Source organism: Streptococcus sanguinis, assembly GCF_019929225.1.
Lineage (GTDB): Bacteria > Bacillota > Bacilli > Lactobacillales > Streptococcaceae > Streptococcus > Streptococcus sanguinis_J.
On the sequence record NZ_JAHZPA010000003.1, the window covers coordinates 69,263 to 89,335 of the forward strand.

Below are 20,073 nucleotides of genomic sequence, written 5' to 3' on the forward strand. Positions count from 1 at the left end.
TCGGAGTAGCAGTTTTTTGATAAAAATTACCTATCTCATACATAGAAAATATATATGGTCCTTATCTAAAAGGGGTACAAAAAATAAGGTTATTCAGCAGAGTCTGAAAAGCCTTGAAAAAGCTAGCTTAGTCTAGCTTTTTTATTTTGCTTTGATAAATATTTTTAATCAGGCTGATAGGGAAAATATATTTCCCAGGAGAAGGAGGGGATGGTAAGATATATTACAAATTCAAAGAAGGAGGAAGTAATGGCCAGCAAGAAAGAATTAGTGCTGAGAGCTTTTCGGGGTGAAGAAGTTGACCGAGTGCCTGTTGGATTCTGGTTTCACTTTGTAAGCCAAGAGGAGAAGATGCTTGGTCTAGACAATCCAGTGATTTTCAATAAAAGTGTTGAGGGGCATGCTGCTTATGTTCGAGCTGCACGGCCAGACTTTGTCAAGATTATGAGTGATGGCTTCTTTAAGTATCCCAGCGAGCTTTATTCGGATCATATTGAGTCCATTCGGGACTTGGCTGCTATCCAGTCTATCGGAGAGCATCATCCTTGGGTTGAGCAGCAGATTGAGATGGTGAAGGCTGTGAAAGAAAGCTATCCAGAGGACCTCGCTTCCTTCTACAATATTTTTGCGCCGGTCTCCTATCTCAAGCGCTGGTTCCGCCGGGAAGGGTCGCGAGGAGATAGAGAAATTGCAGATTTTCTGGTAGAGGATCCCGAGCTGACAAGACATGTTTTAGATGTCATTGCTGGCGATATTGCTATTTTGACTAGACGTATCATTGAGGAAGCAGGCATTGAGGGGATTTATCTCAGCACCCAGCAAGTTCAAGACGGTCGGGTAGATGCGGCCAGTTATCGTCGTTATATTGAGCCTAGTACGGTCAAGGTTCTGGAAGCGGCCAATGCGGCTGGCGGAGTGAATATCCTCCACATCTGCGGCTTTGAAGGAGCCAGCAATGATTTGGAACTGTTCAAGGACTATCCGGCTCAAGTGTTTAACTGGGCAACCCATCATGAGGGGGTCAGTTTAGCGGAAGGGCGCAAGCTCTTTGGCGGTCAGACTGTCCTGGGCGGCTTTGAAAATGGCAGAGCAGCTCTTCTAAATACAAGCAGTCGTGCAGAATTAGAGGCTGAGACCAAGCAACTGCTGGCTGAAACTGGCAGTCAGGGAGTGATTCTAGGGGCTGACTGCACTGTACCAGATGATTTCGAAGTAGAAAGACTGGACTGGATTCGTCAGGCAGCTAGTCAGTTCTGATGGAATTGCCAAAGTTCTAAAGAGCATTTTTCAACTCTTTCAAGGAGGGAGATAGATGAATAGGTATCAAAAAAGGCTTGCAGCTCTTGCTCTGATATTCTTGATAATAGGAACCTTTCTGAGCATCAGTCAGATTTATGCTCATCAGTCTTCAGACAAAAAAGAAGATGATTTGCAGGTGCTCAAGAAATTACCAGATCAGTCAACTGGCTTGATGCAGCCCAATGATATCGCTGCCCTGCTCTTGTCGGATTAGAATTTTTACTAAAAAGTTAGATTAGCTCTATGAGAAAGCTAAAAAACAACTCATTGTTTAGATAGGAACGATTTAAAAAAGGAGAGAAGATGACTTCAAAAAGAGAATTAGTACTGAAGGCTTTCAGAGGAGAGCCCGTTGACCGAGTGCCAGTTGGTTTCTGGCATCATTTTACCAGCGAGGATGAGTGGCTGGCTGGTTTTGGAAATCAAGCCATTATTGAGAAAAATCTGACTGGTCATCAAGCTTTTCTGGCAGAAGTCGAGCCAGACTTTATCAAGCTGATGAGTGATGGTTATTTTGCCTATCCTAATGAACGCTTGAAAAAAGTCCAATCTATCAAAGACTTGGCAGATATTGAGCCGCTAGGTGCTGACCACCCTTGGATTAGTGAGCAGGTGGAGCTGGTTCAGAAGATTAGGGCTAGCTTTACAGAGGACTTGGTCGCTATTTACAATATTTTTGCGCCAGTGACCTACTTCAAATGGTTGGTCGGTAAGGTTGCTGGTGGAGATGATATCATTGCAGATTTCCTAGCAGAGGATGCGGTGCTCACGAAGCGAGTACTGGATGTGATTGCTCAAGATATTGCGGCTTTGACGGAGAGAATTATCAAGGAAGCTGGTGCGGATGGAATCTACCTCAGCGTTCAGAGCATTCAGGATGCGCGGGTGTCGGCTGAAGACTATAAGGCTTTTATTGCTCCTAGTGAATTGGCGGTGCTGGAAGCAGCCAACGCGGCTGGCGGAGTGAATATCCTGCACATTTGCGGTTACGAAGGCGCGCGAAATGATGTTCATCTTTTTACTGACTATCCAGCTCAGGTCATCAACTGGGCAGTGGGACCAGAAGGCATCAGCCTAGCGGAGGGCCGGAAATTATTTGGCGGTCGGACTGTTCTCGGTGGCTTTGAAAATGGCAAGGACGGCCTGCTCTACACGGGCAGTCAAGCGGTTATTCAAGAAGAGACCAAGCGGCTGATAGCAGAGGCTGGCAAGGAAGCTTTGATTATCGGGGCTGACTGTACTATTCCAAGCGATATTGAAGCAGAGCGAATTCAGTGGGTTCGCCAAGCAGCAAGCTTAGCATAAGAAGGAGGCGAAAGAATGAGCAAGAAAAAATGGATTATTGGTGGAGCAGCAGTGATTGCTATTGTGGCTGCGACTTATTTGGGGCGGACCTTGACAGGTGCTTCATCTAGCAAGACGAGCAGCTCTGCATCAGGCAGTGGCAAGGTTACGACTTTGAAAGTGGCACATACACAGAACTATGTTCCTTATGACTTTGTGGACGAAAAAGGCGAGTCAGATGGCTATGAAGTTGCTGTTCTCAAGGCCATTGATGAAAAGCTGCCAGACTATCAGTTTGAATATACTGGTACCAGTGATGAAGATCTTTTAGTCGGTTTGGAATCTGGGAAATATGATATTGGAACCAAGGGAGCCTGGTACACCGAAGAGCGGGCGAAGAAGTTCATCATTCCAGAAAGCCCAATCGGTGCTAGCATTATCGGTTTCACTATCCGCAAGGAAGACGCTGAAAAATACAAGACCATTGATGATTTTGCCAAGGAAAAGGGTAAGTTGGTGCCAATCTCTCCGCAGAATGCTCAATGGGCCGTTATCGAAGAGTATAACCAAAAGCATAGCGGTGCTCCTATTGATTTGACTGCAGCAGAGTCCTTCAAGGTGGCTGATGCTTATGCTTGGGTTCTGGAAGGGCGCTACGATGCCTTCTTTGACATCAAGCTGTCTTTTGAAAAAGCTGTGACAGACAAGGAAGGCTCCTACCATCAGTATGCGGATCAACTGACTTGGTTCCCTTACAAGGGGATTCCGACCTATCCCCTGCTTCATAAAAACGAAAAAAATGAAGAATTTGCCAAGGCATACGAGAAGGCAATTAAGGAACTGGAAAAAGACGGAACCTTGGCTAAACTATCTGAAAAGTATTTCGGAGAAGATGTCTTCTCTTATGTGGACAAGGATTAGTGGCTGCTCTCTGCTGATTATGGAAAATCAAAAGATTGATTGAGAAGCTAGCTGAATACAGAACTGGTGGCTTCTAAGCTGACCTTGCTGCTGTTTGAAGGAATTTTCAAAGAGGATAGCTAGGCGAGAGCATGGCTGCTCCAAGCTGAAAGTGCCCGTCCAAGAGAAGCTTATTCTATCTAATCATTGTTGAAGGAGAAGAAACTTATGGTCTCGTATGACTTATCCCGTGTCTTTGGGTTACTGCCTAGTCTGCTGCAGGCTCTGCCGACCACTTTATGGATTATGTTTGTGACAGCTTTGATTGGCTTCTTGCTGGGTGGTCTGTTGGCTTGGGCTCAGATTTCTGAGGAGCAGTCTTTCGCTGGTCTGGCTAGAGGATATATATTTATCCTTAGATGTACACCGCCTATCGTCTTACTTTTCTTGGTTTTTTATGGCATTCCAGAGTTTTTAGAATGGTGGCTGGGTCTGGATATCAATAATTGGTCGCGGACTGTTTTTGTCATCATCACCATGATTCTGCTCTTTGCGGCCATGATTGCGGAAGTCTTCAAGGCAGCTTATCTTGCTGTTCCCAAGGGACAGACCGAGGCAGGTCTCAGTATTGGCTTGACACCGGTGCAGACTTTTCTGCGTATCATCCTGCCACAGGCTTTTCGCATCGCCCTGCCCAATCTCACGACTGCCCTTCTTAATCTCATGCGGGATGCTGCGCTGGCTTATACGATTGGAGCTGTTGATGTCATGGGAGCAGGACAAAATCTCATCAGTCGTAATCTGGGCAATTATTCCCTAGAAACCTATACAGCGGTGGCCTTGATTTACTGGGGGATTGCTCTAGTGGTTTCGCTGGCTTCCCAGCTTCTGGAAAAAAGTCTGACAGTCAAGGAGAGGTAAAGCATGGATTTGAATTATATTGTAAATACCTTTCTGGTTACTTTGAAAGGCATACCGGTAACCCTGATTATTATGGTGGTTGCTATTCTGCTCAGCTTTATTCCGGCTCTGCTTCTAGCTCTGGGGCAGATTTATAAAGTTTGGGGTGTGCGGACCTTTTCGGTGGTTTATCTGGCCTTCATTCGGGCGACGCCTCCTATTTTGCTTATTCTCTTTTTCTACAGTCTTTTTCCTAGTTTACTGAATCAAATTTTTAAAAGTCTGGGCAGTCAGGTAGACGTCTTTAAGTTCAATCCGCTTTACTATGCTTTCATCATCTATAGCCTGATGACGACAGGCAGTTTGTCGGAAATACTGCGCTCAGCCATTTTGACAGTGGATAAAGGACAGTTGGAGGCGGCTCAAGCGATTGGTTTGACGAATTTTCAAGCCTATCGGAGGATTGTTTTTCCTCAGGCTCTGCGCTCTGCCCTGCCCAATCTGGCCAATCTAGTTATCAATCTAGTCAAGGGAACTTCGTTGGTATTTGTCATGACAGTCAAGGATATCACAGCACTGGCTAAGATAGAGGCCTCCCATTCTTACCAGTATTCAGAGTCTTATCTGGTGATTTTTGTTATTTATCTCATTATTTGCGGCTTGATTCAGTGGATTTTTAGGGGCTTGGAAAAGCGCTACGCTCTTGCTTAGGAAGGAAAGATTATGTTAGAAGTAAAACATATCTCCAAACGATTTGGAGAGCACCAGGTGCTGACAGATGTCAGTCTCAAGGTCAATCAAGGTGACGTTGTGGTTATTCTGGGACCCTCAGGCTCTGGGAAAACAACATTTCTGCGCTGTCTGAATCACTTAGAAAAAGCGGATGGCGGCCAGCTGACTTTGTCTGGTAAGGACTATGATTTGGCTAAACTTAGCAAAAAGGAGATTTTGGAAATTCGTAGAAAGACAGCCTTTGTCTTCCAGCATTATAATCTCTTTGCCAATAAAACAGCCCTTGAAAATATCTTAGAAGGCTTAGTGATAGCTCGTAAGATACCGAGGGAAGAAGCGCTTAAGATTGCGGAAGAGTCTTTGAAGCGCGTGGGCCTCTTGGCCTACAAGGACTACTATCCTTCGCAGCTATCAGGCGGCCAGCAGCAGCGGATTGGGATTGCGCGTGCCATTGCCGTCAAGCCAGACGTTATCCTGCTGGATGAACCAACTTCGGCTCTAGATCCGGAACTGGTCGGCGAAGTTCTTAGTGTCATGAAGCAGCTAGCTCAGGAGGGAGTGACCATGGTCGTTGTGACCCACGAGATGAGCTTTGCCCGTGATGTGGCCAACCATGTCATCTTTATGGACGGAGGTCACATCGTCGAAGAAAATCCTCCCCAGGAATTCTTCAGCAGTCCAAAGGAAGAGCGGACCAAACAGTTTTTGTCTCGCATTCTGTCGGATGCCAGCTATAGTGTAGAATATATGATTTGAAATCTGGATTCTGTCCAGATTTTTATTTTTGATAGAACGCTGTTATCCTTTGGCTCAATAATGAAAAAGATAGACAAAAAACTAGACCGAGATAGGCTTATCTTGGTCTAGTTTGTGTTTAAAGAAAGTTGCTTACCAGAGGATTTCGCACTGGCTGCCGACAGCGTTTTGGAAGGATTCAACTGGTGCCTGGTCGGTGATAATGCAATCCAGGCTAGAATAGTTGGAAAGTTTGAAATAATGACTAGTGTTAAACTTAGAGTGGTCGGCCAATAGAATTGCCTTGTCACTATTAGCGATCATTTCGCGCTTGATATGTGCCTGATTGTGATTGGCTTCGTAGGCAGCGTAGCGATCCAATCCGCGGCAGCTAAAGAAGAGCAAGTCTGCATGGAAATTATTGATGAAGTTGGCAGCAAAATCGCCCAGCGCAGAATTGGTTCCGCAGCCAATGTGTCCGCCTGATAAAAAGAGGGTGACATTTTCAAAGTTATTTAGCTGACGGGCTGCTTCAATACCATTTGTTATGACACGTAGGTTCTGGAAAGGTGCCAAATGCGGAATGAGCATAGCTGCAGTCGTAGAGCTGTCAATGAAGATAGACTGGTTATGAGTGATAAAAGTTGAAGCAATTTCAGCAATTTGTTGCTTGCTTTTTTCCTCTTCACGGGCGCGAGCAGAATACACATATTCTACATTATTAGCCGTAATCAGCATGACTTCACCATGAGAGCGGATGATCTTCCCCTCTTTTTCTAGCTCAATCAAGTCCCGTCGAAGCGTTGATGTAGAACAGTACAAAAGTTCTTCAAGTTGGGCGGTTGCAATAATCTTTCGCTTGCTGAGAATGTCTATAATTCGACTCATTCGTTCCAAAGAAACCATAGTGACCTCCACCGATGAACAAAGCTGAACATTTATGGTCACATTATAACACAATAAACGAAAAAAAATCAATATAGTAACCATTAGATTGAACGATTATGAACATTTTTGGCCATATTGTTATATAAAAGTTGGCTATTTATCAATTAAAGGTACAGGTATTGAATGCGCTTACAAAAAATACTATGATGAATCCAGAAAGGAGTGAGATTATGGATCATCAAGAAGAAATAATCCGCGAACAAATATGTGATGTATGCCACAAGATGTGGCAACTAGGCTGGGTAGCCGCTAATGACGGCAATGTCTCAGTCCGTCTAGACCAAGATACCATTATTGCAACGCCAACAGGTATCAGTAAGAGCTTTATCACGCCTGAAAAACTCGTCAAGCTCAATCTAAAAGGGGAGATTATCGAGGCTCAGGACGGCTATCGTCCATCCAGTGAAATCAAGATGCACATTCGCTGCTATGAAGAACGGGAGGATGTGAATGCTGTTGTCCACGCGCATCCGCCAATTGCGACTGGCTTTGCGCTGGCTCATATTCCGCTTGATACCTATTCCTTGATCGAGAGTGCCATTGTAGTAGGAGCAATTCCTATCACTCCCTTTGGCGTGCCATCTACCATGGAAGTGCCAGATGCCATCACCCCGTACTTGCCAGAACATGATGTCATGTTACTTGAAAATCATGGTGCCCTGACTGTAGGAAGTGATGTGATTACAGCTTACTATCGGATGGAAACCTTAGAGCTGGTTGCTAAGACCACCTTCCACGGACGCATGTTGCTTTCTACTAAGGGAGTTGAGGAGGAAGAAATTTCTCGTCCAACCTTGGAACGCTTGTTTGCAATGCGGGCCAATTATAAAGTCACAGGCCGTCACCCTGGTTATCGTAAATATAATGGTGACGGAAGCATCAAAGAATAAGAAGCATCGGAGGAAATGATTATGACTCAACATCCACGTATTGGAATTCGTCCAACCATTGACGGACGTCGCCAAGGTGTTCGGGAATCACTAGAAGTACAAACCATGAATATGGCTAAAAGTGTGGCTGACTTGATTAGCTCAACTTTGAAATATCCCGACGGTCAGCCTGTTGAATGTGTTATTTCGCCATCTACCATCGGACGTGTGCCTGAGGCAGCCGCATCACATGAATTATTCAAAAAATCAAATGTCTGCGCGACTATCACAGTGACACCCTGCTGGTGCTATGGTAGTGAAACCATGGATATGTCACCAGATATTCCGCATGCAATCTGGGGCTTCAATGGCACTGAACGGCCAGGAGCGGTTTATCTCGCTGCAGTACTGGCTTCACATGCACAAAAAGGTATTCCAGCTTTTGGTATTTATGGCAGAGATGTCCAGGAAGCTAGCGACACTGAAATTCCAGAAGATGTAAAAGAAAAAATTCTCCGTTATAGTCGGGCCGCTTTGGCAACAGGACTGATGCGTGACACAGCTTACTTGTCCATGGGCAGCGTCTCTATGGGAATCGGTGGCTCCATTGTCACTCCTGACTTCTTCCAAGAATACCTGGGTATGCGCAATGAATCAGTTGATATGACGGAGTTTACTCGTCGGATTGACCGAGGCATTTATGACCACGAAGAATTTGAACGGGCCATGGTTTGGGTCAAAGAGCACATCAAAGAGGGTGTGGATCGCAACCGTGAGGACTTGGTTCTTTCTCCAGAAGAAAAAGCAAAACAATGGGAATTTGTAGTCAAGATGTTCATGATTGGCCGGGACCTTATGCAAGGCAATCCTCGCTTGGCTGAGCTTGGCTTTGAGGAAGAAGCTGTTGGGCATCATGCCTTGGTTGCTGGCTTCCAAGGTCAGCGTCAATGGACCGACCACTTCCCGAACGGGGACTTCATGGAAACCTTCCTCAATACTCAGTTTGACTGGAACGGCATTCGTAAGCCTTATGTCTTTGCGACAGAAAATGACTCGCTAAACGGTGTGTCTATGCTCTTTAACTATCTCTTGACAAATACACCGCAAATCTTCGCAGATGTTCGGACTTATTGGAGTCCAGAAGCGGTAGAACGTGTAACAGGGCATCAGTTGGAAGGCCAGGCAGCTGATGGCTTCCTACACTTGATTAACTCTGGCTCTTGTACCCTAGATGGAACGGGGCAAGCCAGTCGAGATAGCAAGCCAGTCATCAAGCCATTCTGGGAATTGGAGCAGAGTGAAGTGGATGCGATGCTTGAAAACACAGACTTCCCACCAGCCAATCGCGAATACTTCCGTGGTGGCGGCTTCTCTACTCGCTTCTTGACCAAGGGCGATATGCCAGTGACCATGGTGCGCTTGAATATCCTGAAAGGCGTAGGTCCAGTCTTACAAATCGCTGAAGGTTATACTTTGGAATTGCCAGAGGAAGTGCATCATACCTTGGATAATCGGACAGATCCAGGCTGGCCAACCACTTGGTTTGCACCGCGTTTGACAGGAAAAGGTGCCTTCAAGTCTGTCTATGATGTTATGAACAACTGGGGAGCAAACCACGGTGCTATCACCTATGGCCATATCGGAGCGGATTTGATTACGTTGGCTTCCATGCTGCGTATCCCAGTCAATATGCACAATGTGCCAGAGGAAGACATCTTCCGTCCCAAGAACTGGTCACTGTTTGGCACAGAAGATTTGGAATCAGCCGATTACCGTGCTTGCCAATTATTAGGGCCAATTCATAAATAAAGATTTTGGGTGGGCGTGCCTCTTTCTGGGCATGCAGCCTATCCAATAGAAAGAGAGTAGCTTAGATGACCAAGACAATTATTCTAGCCTGCGTAGGTGGCTTAACAACAAGTATGCTGGTAGAGCGAATCAATGAAGTTATTCATCGTGACCAATTGGATTATTCCTTTTATTCCATTGGGATTACGGGTATGAATAACTTGAAGAATATTGATGTCTTATTGCTCAGTCCGCAATTAGCCTATTTAGAAGAAAAGGCTAAAGCAAGCCTACAGGTGCCAGTCGCAGTCATTAGTGATGAAGATTTCGAGTTGATGAGAGGCGAAGAAGTACTTCGTCAGGCTGAAGTATTGATGGACTAGGCCTATGGCAGGACAAGACAAAGGCTCAAGCCAAGAGCTGATGCGACTGATTATCAAGAGTAGTAAAGTGACTGCGCAAGTCATGCAGAGTTTGGAGTTGGCTCAGTCAGGTCAGAAGGAAGAAGCAAATGCTGAGTTGGAACAAGCGAGAAAACTCAGCGTGGAGGCTCACAACTTACAGACCAGCCTTATCCAGTCTGAACTGAGTGGTCAAGCCAATCCTCCAAGTCTGCTGGCGGTCCATGCTCAGGACCATTTTATGAATAGCCATTTATTACTCGAATTGGCCGCCGTATTTCTCAATCAAATAGAAGAAATCGAAGATTTAAAAGCAAGAATTGCAAAACTGGAACAGGTAGGTGAGTAGCATGGATCATCCTGTCATATTAGAAATGAAGGGCATTGTTAAAAGCTTCGGTCCAGTCCGAGCCTTAAAAGGGGTCAATTTTGACTTGCGGGCTGGTGAAGTGCATGCTCTAATGGGTGAAAATGGGGCTGGTAAATCCACTTTGATGAAGGTCTTGACTGGTATCTATGGAGCAAATGAGGGTACCATTCATTACAATCAAGAAGAGGTGGTCTATTCCAAGCCCAAGGAAGCAATGGACGCAGGAATCGTTATCGTTCACCAAGAATTGAATATGATGAACCATCTAACAGTGGCTCAAAATATCTTTATAGGACGGGAAGAAGTTCAAGGCAGCTTCTTTATTAACGATGCATCCAGTATTAAGAAAGCAAAAGAACTCTTTAGTCTCTTAAAACTAGACATCAACCCAACTGAAAAAGTAGGAAATCTGACAGTTGGGAAACAACAAATGGTCGAAATTGCCAAGGCCCTCTCAATGGATGCCAAGGTGATTGTCTTTGACGAACCGACAGCAGCCCTGACTGAATCGGAAATCAATGAGCTCTTTGTCATCATTGACGACCTGCGTGCAAAAGGTGTCGGTATTATCTACATTTCTCACCGGATGGATGAGATTGCCCGAATCACAGACCGCGTGACTGTTATGCGGGACGGTGAGTATGTAGGCACGGTCAATACCAAAGATACCACCAAGGATGAAATCATCTCTATGATGGTTGGACGGACGATTTATGAAGATCCTAAGGCTGCGTCAACAGTAGCAGAAGATGCTCCTGTGGTGCTGGAGGTGAAAAACCTCTGTGCTGGAACGGCCGTTAAAGATGTGAGTTTCAAACTCCATAAGGGTGAAATTCTAGGCTTCTCAGGATTGATGGGAGCCGGTCGGACAGAAGTTGCCCGTTTGCTGTTTGGCGCAGACAAAAAAGAAAGCGGTTCCATTATTATAAATGGGAAAGAAGTGAGTATCAATTCTCCCCAGGATGCCATTCGGGAAGGGATTGGCTACTTATCTGAAGACCGCAAGCGCTTTGGCTGTATCGTGGACATGACCATTGCCAACAATACGGTTATAACCAATCTTGATAAGTATATCAAGGCTGGCTTGATTGATGATGGTGCTATTGTCAAGGCAAGTGATCAGTTTGTTCAATCTTTACATACCAAGACACCGTCATCCAAACAGCTGGTTCGCAATCTTTCGGGAGGAAACCAGCAGAAAGTGGTCATCGCCAAATGGCTGGAACAAAATAGTGATATTTTAATCTTTGATGAGCCGACACGAGGGATTGATGTCGGTGCCAAAAGTGAAATATACACACTGATGAATGATTTGGTTGCTCAAGGCAAATCCATTATCATGATTTCGTCAGAACTGACGGAAATCTTACGGATGAGCGATCGAATCGTAGTTATGTGTGAAGGTAGAAAAACGGGTGAGCTGGATATTAGCCAAGCAACACAAGAGAGAATCTTGGCGCTAGCGACTGACCGTTAAAAGTGAAAACAGAGGTGTTTACGTATGGAAGAGAAACAATCCTTATGGATGAAATTAGAAAAAACAGTTGGTTTACAAAAGCTGATTGCCTTGATTGCCTTGGTGGTAATCTTTGCCTTCTTTGCCATCTCCAGCGAATCATTTCGTTCGTTTGATACGGTAGTCAGTATCTTAGATGCGTCATATTACATTGGTTTCCTTGCCATTGGGGTCACATTTGTCATCATTACAGGTGGTATTGATCTCTCTATTGGTACGGTGATGATGTGCTCGGCTATTATCGGGGGCGTCCTTCATACCAAGATGGGCTGGCCGCTCTGGCTGTCTTTGCTGGCTATTCTAGTCATTGGAGGATTATTCGGCCTGCTGAATGGAATCATGGTCGCAAAATTCGGTTTGCCGCCTTTTATCGCGACACTGGGTACGATGATGATTTCCCGCGGTCTGAGCTCTATTGTCTCAAACGTCCAAAGTGTAACCTTCCCTCTTCGTGGAACAGGTGAAGGTTGGTACAAAGATTTATTCCGAACTCAGGATAATTTCCCGACAGGCTTGATTGTGCTGGTGCTTGTGGCTGTCCTTGCTGCGGTAGTATTAAACAAGACAAAAATTGGCCGCTATATCTTCGCGATTGGCTCCAATAAAGAAGCCACTCGTCTGTCAGGGGTCAATGTCGTCAAATGGGAAGGCATGGCCTATGTCATAGGCGGTTTGTCAGCAGGACTTGCTGCTGTTGCTTATGCGGCCACCTACTCTACGATTCTGCCAGGTACTGGTAACGGTATGGAGCTGGATGCGATTGCCGGTGTCGTAGTAGGGGGAACTTCTCTAGCTGGCGGTGTCGGATCTGTTATTGGTACCATTATCGGGGTCTTCATCATGTCAGTCCTGAAAATTGGTTTGCCTTATATCGACCTACAGCCCCACTATCAACTCTTTATTACTGGTTTCGTTGTTATTGTCGCTGTTTACTTTGATATTTTCATTCGCAAGAATAAGAAGAAATAAGTACAGCCCTCGCTATCATATATATGAGTGTATAAAATATAATAGGAGCTTTTATCATGAGAAAATCATTTAAATTTGCTACTGCGGCCCTTCTTGCTGCTGCTGCGATTGGACTAGTTGCTTGCTCTTCTAAGAAAGACAGCAATAAAGCAACAAACAGCAAGGGTGGAGACTATCGGGTAGAAGTAATTGCCAAAGGCTTCCAACATGACTTCTGGAAAGCTGTTAATAAGGGTGCTGAACAAGCGGCAGATGAATTTGGCGCTAAGATTACTTTTGTCGGCCCTCAAAATGAAACCGCTATCGCAGAACAATTGGAACAGTTGAACAATGCCATTAACAAAAATCCAGATGCGATTGCCTTAGCAGCACTTGATACCGAATCAGAGCTAGACGCTATTAAACAAGCCCAAGCGAAGAATATCCCGCTGATTGGTTTTGACTCAGGGGTTCCCGGTGCACCAGACGGAGCAATCAAAGCAACCGCCTCTACAGACAACCATGCTGCTGGTGCCAATGCAGCAGAACACTTATTCCCGATGCTAGAAAAGAAATTGGGCGATAAGCCGGTTCGTATCGGAGTGGTTTCCCAAGAAGCAAACTCACTCTCTATCACACAACGGACTTCCGGTTTCATTGACAAGATGGTTGAGTTGCTAGAAAAGAAAGGCATCAAAACGGCTGTTGTTGGTCATGATAAATTCAAAAATAATGTCTCTGAATCAGATGCCAAAGCTATCATTGAAGTTCGTGTACCAGCTCAAGTAGACGATGCAGCAGGTAAGACAGAAGCTTCCACTGTACTTGAAAAATCAGATACAGTCGCTATTTACGGTTCAAATGAATTTGCAGCTAAAGCTATCATCAACGCAAATGGCAGTTTCAAGGAATCTAAGCTCGGTGCAGACAAGATTTTGGCTGTCGGTTTTGACTCAGGTGCCTTGCAGCAAGATGCGATTCGCAACGGTCTCTTTGTAGGCTCTGTTACGCAAGATCCAATTCAAATCGGCTATCAATCTGTAAAATTAGCTATTGAAGCGGCTCAAGGAAAAGAAGTCAAAGATGTAGACACAGGCTCAAAATGGTATGATGCCAAGAACATCGACTCTGATGAAATTAAACCATTGCTTTACCAATAATCAAAATCGATTATAAAGATTGGTGTATTGGAGGAGATGAGAATGACATTGATGAAATTACTGGCCATTGACCTAGGTGCTAGTTCAGGTCGTGTCATGCAAGCAATTTACAATGGCCATAGTATCCAGCTATCAGAAGTTCATCGGTTCAAAAACGAGCCGATGAACGTGAATGACGGTCTTTATTGGAATATCCTGCATCTGTTTGGAGAAATCAAGATTGGGATCAAGAAAGCTTCAGTAGATGGGATTCCTATTCGATCCATATCCGTTGATACATGGGGAGTGGATTATGCCTACCTAGACCAAAACGGAGATCTGCTCTACCAGCCGCATTGTTATCGTGATAATCGTATGGGCCAATACGAAGAAACTTTTTATAAGAAAATCAGCAAAGAGGCGCTTTTTGAGGAGACAGGCATACAGCCTGCCTGCATTAATACTGTTTTGCAAATATTCGCTGATTTGCAGGAAAAGCCCCATTTGGCAAGAGTTGCAGAGCGCGTGCTCTTCATGCCGGATTTGATTAACTATCTTTTGTCAGGTGTTTTATCCAGTGAGTATACCATTGCCAGCAGCAGCGGTTTGCTCAATATCAATTCTCAGACATGGTCTGACAGCGTTTTTGAGACGCTGGAGATTCCTAAAAAGTGGTTTGGTGAGGTGATACAGGGAGGAAGAGTCCTGAGAAGCCTGTCGCCACGGATTACACAAGAGCTGAAAATTGAGCCTTTTGATGTCATTGCAGGTGCTGGTCATGATACAGCGGCAGCTGTTCTGGCTATTCCTTATGCCAGTGAGCAGCCAACAGCCTTTGTCTCTTGCGGTACTTGGTCTCTGGTTGGTCTAGAATCTCCGAATCCTGTGACCAGCCAGGAAGCTTTAGCGGCCAATCTGACCAATGAAGGCTGCTTTGACGGACGCTATCGGATTTTGAAGAATACGACAGGGCTCTGGATTATCCAAGAACTGCAGCGGGACTGGCGCTTGCAAGGAGAGGACATCAGCTTTGATGAAATGGTAACACTAGCAAGAAACGTCACGAATAATCGCTCTTGGATTAACCCCAATGATGCTATTTTTGCAGCTCCGGGAGACATGGAGGCTAAGGTCAAGGAGCGTTGCCATATGACCAACCAGCCTGTTCCGCAAAGCAAAGGAGAGGTTGTCCGAGTGGTCTTGGAAAGTCTCGCTTTTGCCTACCGTCAAACCGTGGAGCAAATTGAGAGCCTGACCGGTCAGAAAATCGAGCAGATTCACATGGTCGGCGGCGGTATCCAAAACGAACTGCTCTGCCAGCTGACAGCTGATGTAAGCCAGAAACCAGTCCTAACAGGGCCGATTGAAGCCAGCGCTTTGGGAAATATCTTGGCACAGCTTTTGACCTTGGGTGAGATTCAAGATCGGCAGACTGCCCAAAAGCTCATCAAGGATTCAGAAAAGACCAAGCAATACCAGCCTCAAGAAGGCTCAGACTTGGCTCAGTCCTATCAAGAATTTCAAGCAAGTATGAAAGTAGGAAGCTAGATGTTAAAGCATATTCCAACTATTTTAAGTCCAGAATTGGTCAAGTATCTGATGGAGATGGGCCACGGAGATGAAGTGGTCATTGCTGATGCAAACTTCCCTGCCCATCGGATTGGTCAGCGGGTTGTTCGCTGTGACGGCCACGGAGTTCCAGCACTGCTAGATGCTATCTTGACTGTGCTGCCCTTGGATACTTATAGCGACTACCAAGCAGGTCTTATGCAGGTAGTGCCGGGCGATCCGACCGTACCAGTCATCTGGGATGACTACAAGGCTTTGTTAGAAAAGCACTATCCAGATACAGCCATCAAAGAATTTGAACGCTTTGCTTTCTATGAGCAGGCGGAAAAAGCTTATTTGGTCATCCAAACGGGCGAAGGAGCTCTATACGGTAACATCATTTTGAAAAAAGGTGTCATTGCCAGCTAATGAAAAAAACAGGTAAGAGATGGGCAAGGTTGCTTCTGGAAAGGAGTATCCTTGTTCCGCATCCTTATCTGGGACTTCCTTTGCTTTTTTTAATCAATTAACTTGTTAAAAAAATCACAAAAATTCTTGCAAAAAGCAAAATTTTGCAGTATCATTATATTAACAATATAAATAAAAAGGAGAAAATATATGTCTACATTTTACGTACCCGCTGTAAATCTTATTGGCAAGGGTGTTGTCAAGGAAGTTGGGCCTTATGTTAAGGAGCTGGGGTATAGCAAGGCCTTGCTGGTGACAGATAAGTTTATCGAAGGCAGTGATATCCTGCCCCAAATCCTAGCACCATTAGATGCGGAAGGCATCCAGTATGTGGTCTTCAGCGATGTTGAGCCAAATCCAACTTGTAAGAACGTCATGGATGGTGTAGCTGCTCTCAAGGAACACAACTGTGACTTCATCATCAGTGTTGGCGGAGGTTCACCGCAAGATGCGGCTAGCTGTATTTCAGTTATTGCGACAAATGGTGGCAAACCACAAGACTACGAAGGTTTGCACAAGTCTGCTAAGAAAGGTCTGCCAGTAGTGGCAATCAATACTACAGCGGGAACTTCAGCTGAAATTACCATTAATTATGTCATCACAGATGAAGAACGCAAGGTTAAGATGGTTATGGTGGACAAGAATAGCTTGGCCCTGATCTCAGTCAATGACCCCGAACTCATGGTATCCAAACCAGCCGCCCTCACAGCAGCAACAGGGATGGATGCTTTGACTCACGCAGTCGAAGCTCTCGTCACACCAGGAGCCTACGGCGTTACCAAGAAATTATCTATCGGAGCTATTGAACTTATCAAGGAATACCTTCCTCGTGCGGTTGCAAATGGCCATGATATTGAAGCGCGTGAAGGCATGGTGAATGCCATCTTCCTTGGCGGTATGTCCTTTAACAATGCTGGTCTAGGTTATGTTCACTCTATGGCTCACCAGCTTGGGGCAGTTTACAATCTGCCACACGGTGTCTGCTGTGCCATGCTCCTGCCAGTTGTAGAGCGTGAAAATGCTAAACGGGTACCAGAAGCTTTCCGCAATGTTGCCAAAGCTCTTGGTCTGCAAATCGAAGGCAAGACTGACGAAGAATGTGCAGATTATGCTATTTCTGAAATCGAAAAACTGTCTGAAACGGTTGGTATTCCGAAGAAACTCACTGAACTTGGTATCGATGAAAAAGACTTTGATTTTGAATACCTATCTAAAAACGCTTTGATTGATGCTTGTGCGCCAGGCAATCCATTCATGCCAACTCTAGAAGAAACGATTGCTTTATATAAAGAACTCTTCTAAGAACGAAAAAATTCTGCTGAAACAAACAAGGCTCTGCATGACTCTAGCTTGCAGGGCTTGTTTTATAGGAATGAAAAGGTCCTCAATGATAATTTTGATTACATTTGTAAATTTATTTCAAAAAATTATGTAAAATCTATTGACAAATAAATTCTATCATGGTAAAATTACAACTGTAAACAAAAAAGTTTACGAAAAATTGATTCAGAAGATGAAAATAAAGCCGGAAGGCGATTATCTTTGGGAGGATTAAAAGTTATGTAAAATTATCTTCTTCTGAAAGAGATCAAATTCACTTATAAAAATAGAGACTGAGTCAGTCTTGATTTTTGAAAATGATAAAAATTATGTAAAACAATGAATAGGAGAAGATCTCCCAAATGAATATTTATAGTAGATAAGGAAAAGATTTCTTATCTGAAATTTTGGTAAAAATAAAAATTATGTAAAGCAAAATATGAAAAAAGCGAGGTAATGCTATGAACAACAACTACAACAATTTTAACAATATGGACGACCTTTTCAACCAACTCATGGGGCGCATGGGTGGCTACAACAGCGAACACCGGCGCTACTTGATTAATGGTAGAGAGGTCACACCGGAAGAGTTTGCTCAGTACCGTGCTACTGGTAAGCTCCCTGGTCAAGGAACAGGTGAGCAGACTGGACAAGCTACTGCTCATGGTCCTAAGCAGGATGGCATCCTGGCTAAGCTAGGTCGCAATCTGACTCAGGAAGCGCGTGATGGAAAGTTAGATCCAGTCATTGGACGCAATAAGGAAATCCAAGAAACTGCTGAAATCCTTTCTCGCCGGACTAAGAATAATCCGGTTCTGGTCGGAGATGCCGGAGTTGGTAAGACAGCTGTCGTAGAAGGATTGGCTCAGGCCATCGTCAATGGTGATGTGCCAGCTGCTATCAAGAATAAGGAAGTTATTTCTGTTGATATTTCCGGTCTGGAAGCTGGTACTCAATATCGTGGTAGCTTTGAAGAAAATATCCAAAACTTGGTCAATGAAGTCAAGGAAGCCGGCAACATTATCCTCTTCTTTGATGAAATCCATCAAATCCTAGGAGCAGGATCTATCGGTGGAGATAGTGGCTCTAAGGGCATGGCGGACATTCTCAAACCAGCGCTTTCTCGTGGAGAGTTGACCGTCATCGGGGCTACTACTCAGGACGAATATCGCAATACTATCCTTAAAAATGCAGCTTTAGCTCGTCGTTTCAATGAAGTCAAGGTCAATGCACCGTCTGCAGAAGATACCTATCAGATCCTTCGAGGCATTCGGGACCTGTATGAAAAGCATCACAATGTCATCCTGCCAGATGAAGTGCTGAAAGCGGCTGTGGACTACTCTATTCAGTATATTCCACAACGGAGCCTGCCAGACAAGGCGATTGACCTGGTCGACGTGACTGCTGCCCACTTGGCAGCCCAGCATCCAGTGACTGATGTTCATGCGGTTGAAAATGAGATTGCTGAACAGAAAAACAAACAGGAAGCGGCTGTTGAGAAAGAAGATTATGAAGCAGCTCTGAATGCTAAGACTCGCATTGAAGAGCTGGAAAAGAAAATTCAAAACCACACCGAGGATATGAAGGTGACGGCTACAGTCAACGACGTAGCAGAATCTGTTGAACGGATGACGGGTGTGCCGGTATCTCAAATGGGTGCCAGCGACATTGAGCGCCTAAAGGGAATGAATGACCGTCTCAAAGCCAAGGTGATTGGCCAAGATAAGGCTGTAGAAGCTGTGGCTAGAGCTATTCGCCGTAACCGTGCAGGATTTGATGAAGGCAACCGTCCAATCGGAAGCTTCCTCTTTGTTGGACCAACTGGTGTTGGTAAGACTGAGCTGGCTAAGCAACTAGCTCTAGATATGTTCGGTACTAAAGAGGCCATCATCCGTCTGGATATGTCTGAATACTCTGACCGGACTGCCGTTTCCAAGCTGATTGGTACCACTGCAGGCTATGTCGGCTATGATGACAACAACAACACCCTGACCGAGCGTGTGCGTCGCAATCCTTACTCTATCATTCTCTTGGATGAGATTGAAAAGGCGGATCCACAAGTGATTACCCTTCTCCTTCAAGTTCTGGATGACGGTCGTTTGACAGATGGTCAAGGGAATACAGTCAACTTCAAGAACACGGTCATCATTGCGACTTCCAATGCTGGCTTTGGCTACGAAGCTAGCTTGGAAGAGGATGCAGAAAAACCTGATCTGATGGATCGACTCAAAGCTTACTTCCGTCCAGAATTCCTCAATCGTTTCAACGCGGTTATTGAGTTCTCTCATCTCAAGAAAGAAGATTTGATGGAGATTGTGAATCTCATGCTGATCGAAGTAAATCAAACCTTGAGCAAGAAAGAAATTGATCTGGCTGTATCTGATGCAGCTAAGGAATTCCTGCGCGATGCTGGTTATGACCAAGTCATGGGTGTTCGTCCGCTCCGCCGTGTCATCGAGCAGCAAATCCGTGACAAGGTGACTGACTTCCACTTGGATAATCTAGATGCTAAGCACTTGACAGCTGATTTGGAAGATGGTGTCTTAGTTATTCGTGAAAAGGGTGCTGACGCATCTGAAAAAGACAAGCAGGCAGAATAAAGCTTACTAAGTTAATTAAGTTTTCAAAGACCTCCTTCTTAGATGAAGGCAGGTCTTTTTTGTTGAGTAGGAACTCCAAATAAATCCCCTTTCTGGAAATAAATTAGCATTTATCTCAAGATCTCAACTTAATCCTTCTTGACAACACCTAAAAGAAATGATGCTATTAGGTATACAAAAAAGAAAAACATTGAAATCTGATGCTGATGAAAAGTCAGGCTTGCTTAGGAAGTATTGGTAAAATGAAACAAAGTTTGGATAAATTCTTGTTTGGTTTTATAATCGTCCATAATTTCCTTATCTGTTAA

At 44.7% G+C, this 20,073-nt stretch carries 19 protein-coding genes; 18 read left to right on the forward strand and 1 reads right to left on the reverse strand.

What is annotated here, in order from left to right; genetic code table 11:
- Positions 1 to 210 precede the first annotated feature (210 nt).
- The 7 genes from K1I80_RS06600 to K1I80_RS06630 all read left to right on the forward strand — a co-directional run bounded on the left by K1I80_RS06600 (position 211) and on the right by K1I80_RS06630 (position 5,871).
- Complete coding sequence (locus K1I80_RS06600) at positions 211 to 1,257, forward strand: uroporphyrinogen decarboxylase family protein (RefSeq protein ID WP_223313783.1); 1,047 nt, start codon at positions 211 to 213, stop codon at positions 1,255 to 1,257.
- A gap of 55 nt (positions 1,258 to 1,312) precedes the next feature.
- Complete coding sequence (locus K1I80_RS06605) at positions 1,313 to 1,513, forward strand: hypothetical protein (protein ID WP_002893853.1); 201 nt, start codon at positions 1,313 to 1,315, stop codon at positions 1,511 to 1,513.
- Positions 1,514 to 1,602: 89 nt separating this feature from the next.
- The gene (locus K1I80_RS06610) at positions 1,603 to 2,604 is read left to right on the forward strand and encodes a uroporphyrinogen decarboxylase family protein (RefSeq protein WP_223313784.1); all 1,002 of its coding nucleotides are present in this window, start codon (positions 1,603 to 1,605) and stop codon (positions 2,602 to 2,604) included.
- A gap of 15 nt (positions 2,605 to 2,619) precedes the next feature.
- Entirely contained in the window at positions 2,620 to 3,504 is an 885-nt protein-coding gene (locus K1I80_RS06615) for a transporter substrate-binding domain-containing protein (RefSeq protein ID WP_223313785.1), read from the forward strand.
- 207 nt (positions 3,505 to 3,711) lie between these two features.
- Positions 3,712 to 4,404: an amino acid ABC transporter permease gene (locus tag K1I80_RS06620; protein ID WP_223312134.1), complete on the forward strand. Its 693-nt coding sequence runs from the start codon at positions 3,712 to 3,714 to the stop codon at positions 4,402 to 4,404.
- Positions 4,405 to 4,407: 3 nt separating this feature from the next.
- Positions 4,408 to 5,094 carry an amino acid ABC transporter permease gene (locus tag K1I80_RS06625; protein ID WP_223312135.1) on the forward strand — a complete coding sequence of 229 codons (687 nt, stop codon included), beginning with the start codon at positions 4,408 to 4,410 and terminating at the stop codon, positions 5,092 to 5,094.
- Between the two features lie 12 nt (positions 5,095 to 5,106).
- Complete coding sequence (locus K1I80_RS06630; protein ID WP_223312136.1) at positions 5,107 to 5,871, forward strand: amino acid ABC transporter ATP-binding protein; 765 nt, start codon at positions 5,107 to 5,109, stop codon at positions 5,869 to 5,871.
- A gap of 132 nt (positions 5,872 to 6,003) precedes the next feature.
- Here K1I80_RS06630 and K1I80_RS06635 read toward each other — a convergent pair whose 3' ends face one another.
- Positions 6,004 to 6,756, reverse strand: coding sequence for a DeoR/GlpR family DNA-binding transcription regulator (locus K1I80_RS06635; RefSeq protein ID WP_125340325.1), 753 nt, complete (start codon positions 6,754 to 6,756; stop codon positions 6,004 to 6,006).
- Between the two features lie 185 nt (positions 6,757 to 6,941).
- On the opposite strand from K1I80_RS06635, the gene K1I80_RS06640 reads away from it, so the two are divergent.
- The 11 genes from K1I80_RS06640 (at position 6,942) to K1I80_RS06690 (ending at position 19,765) form a co-directional block, all read left to right on the forward strand.
- Positions 6,942 to 7,688 (forward strand): class II aldolase/adducin family protein, encoded by a 747-nt coding sequence (locus tag K1I80_RS06640; RefSeq protein WP_002927999.1) that lies wholly within the window; start codon positions 6,942 to 6,944, stop codon positions 7,686 to 7,688.
- A gap of 21 nt (positions 7,689 to 7,709) precedes the next feature.
- A complete protein-coding gene (locus K1I80_RS06645) occupies positions 7,710 to 9,476 on the forward strand; it encodes an L-fucose isomerase (protein WP_223313786.1) in 1,767 nt (588 codons plus the stop codon).
- Between the two features lie 65 nt (positions 9,477 to 9,541).
- Positions 9,542 to 9,838 (forward strand): PTS sugar transporter subunit IIB, encoded by a 297-nt coding sequence (locus K1I80_RS06650; protein ID WP_002916544.1) that lies wholly within the window; start codon positions 9,542 to 9,544, stop codon positions 9,836 to 9,838.
- 4 nt (positions 9,839 to 9,842) lie between these two features.
- Positions 9,843 to 10,205, forward strand: a complete 363-nt coding sequence (locus K1I80_RS06655) for a PTS lactose/cellobiose transporter subunit IIA (protein WP_004185308.1) — start codon at positions 9,843 to 9,845, stop codon at positions 10,203 to 10,205.
- 1 nt (position 10,206) lies between these two features.
- On the forward strand, positions 10,207 to 11,703 hold the full coding sequence (locus tag K1I80_RS06660; RefSeq protein WP_002907947.1) for a sugar ABC transporter ATP-binding protein: 1,497 nt from the start codon (positions 10,207 to 10,209) through the stop codon (positions 11,701 to 11,703).
- A gap of 48 nt (positions 11,704 to 11,751) precedes the next feature.
- Positions 11,752 to 12,711 carry an ABC transporter permease gene (locus tag K1I80_RS06665; RefSeq protein WP_223313787.1) on the forward strand — a complete coding sequence of 320 codons (960 nt, stop codon included), beginning with the start codon at positions 11,752 to 11,754 and terminating at the stop codon, positions 12,709 to 12,711.
- Between the two features lie 56 nt (positions 12,712 to 12,767).
- On the forward strand, positions 12,768 to 13,850 hold the full coding sequence (locus tag K1I80_RS06670) for an ABC transporter substrate-binding protein (RefSeq protein WP_002907949.1): 1,083 nt from the start codon (positions 12,768 to 12,770) through the stop codon (positions 13,848 to 13,850).
- Between the two features lie 42 nt (positions 13,851 to 13,892).
- Entirely contained in the window at positions 13,893 to 15,377 is a 1,485-nt protein-coding gene (locus K1I80_RS06675; RefSeq protein ID WP_223313788.1) for a rhamnulokinase, read from the forward strand.
- On the forward strand, positions 15,378 to 15,806 hold the full coding sequence (locus K1I80_RS06680; protein ID WP_124765747.1) for an RbsD/FucU family protein: 429 nt from the start codon (positions 15,378 to 15,380) through the stop codon (positions 15,804 to 15,806).
- 189 nt (positions 15,807 to 15,995) lie between these two features.
- On the forward strand, positions 15,996 to 17,147 hold the full coding sequence (locus K1I80_RS06685) for an iron-containing alcohol dehydrogenase (protein ID WP_223313789.1): 1,152 nt from the start codon (positions 15,996 to 15,998) through the stop codon (positions 17,145 to 17,147).
- Between the two features lie 479 nt (positions 17,148 to 17,626).
- Positions 17,627 to 19,765 carry an ATP-dependent Clp protease ATP-binding subunit gene (locus K1I80_RS06690; protein ID WP_223313790.1) on the forward strand — a complete coding sequence of 713 codons (2,139 nt, stop codon included), beginning with the start codon at positions 17,627 to 17,629 and terminating at the stop codon, positions 19,763 to 19,765.
- The last annotated feature ends 308 nt before the right edge of the window (positions 19,766 to 20,073 follow it).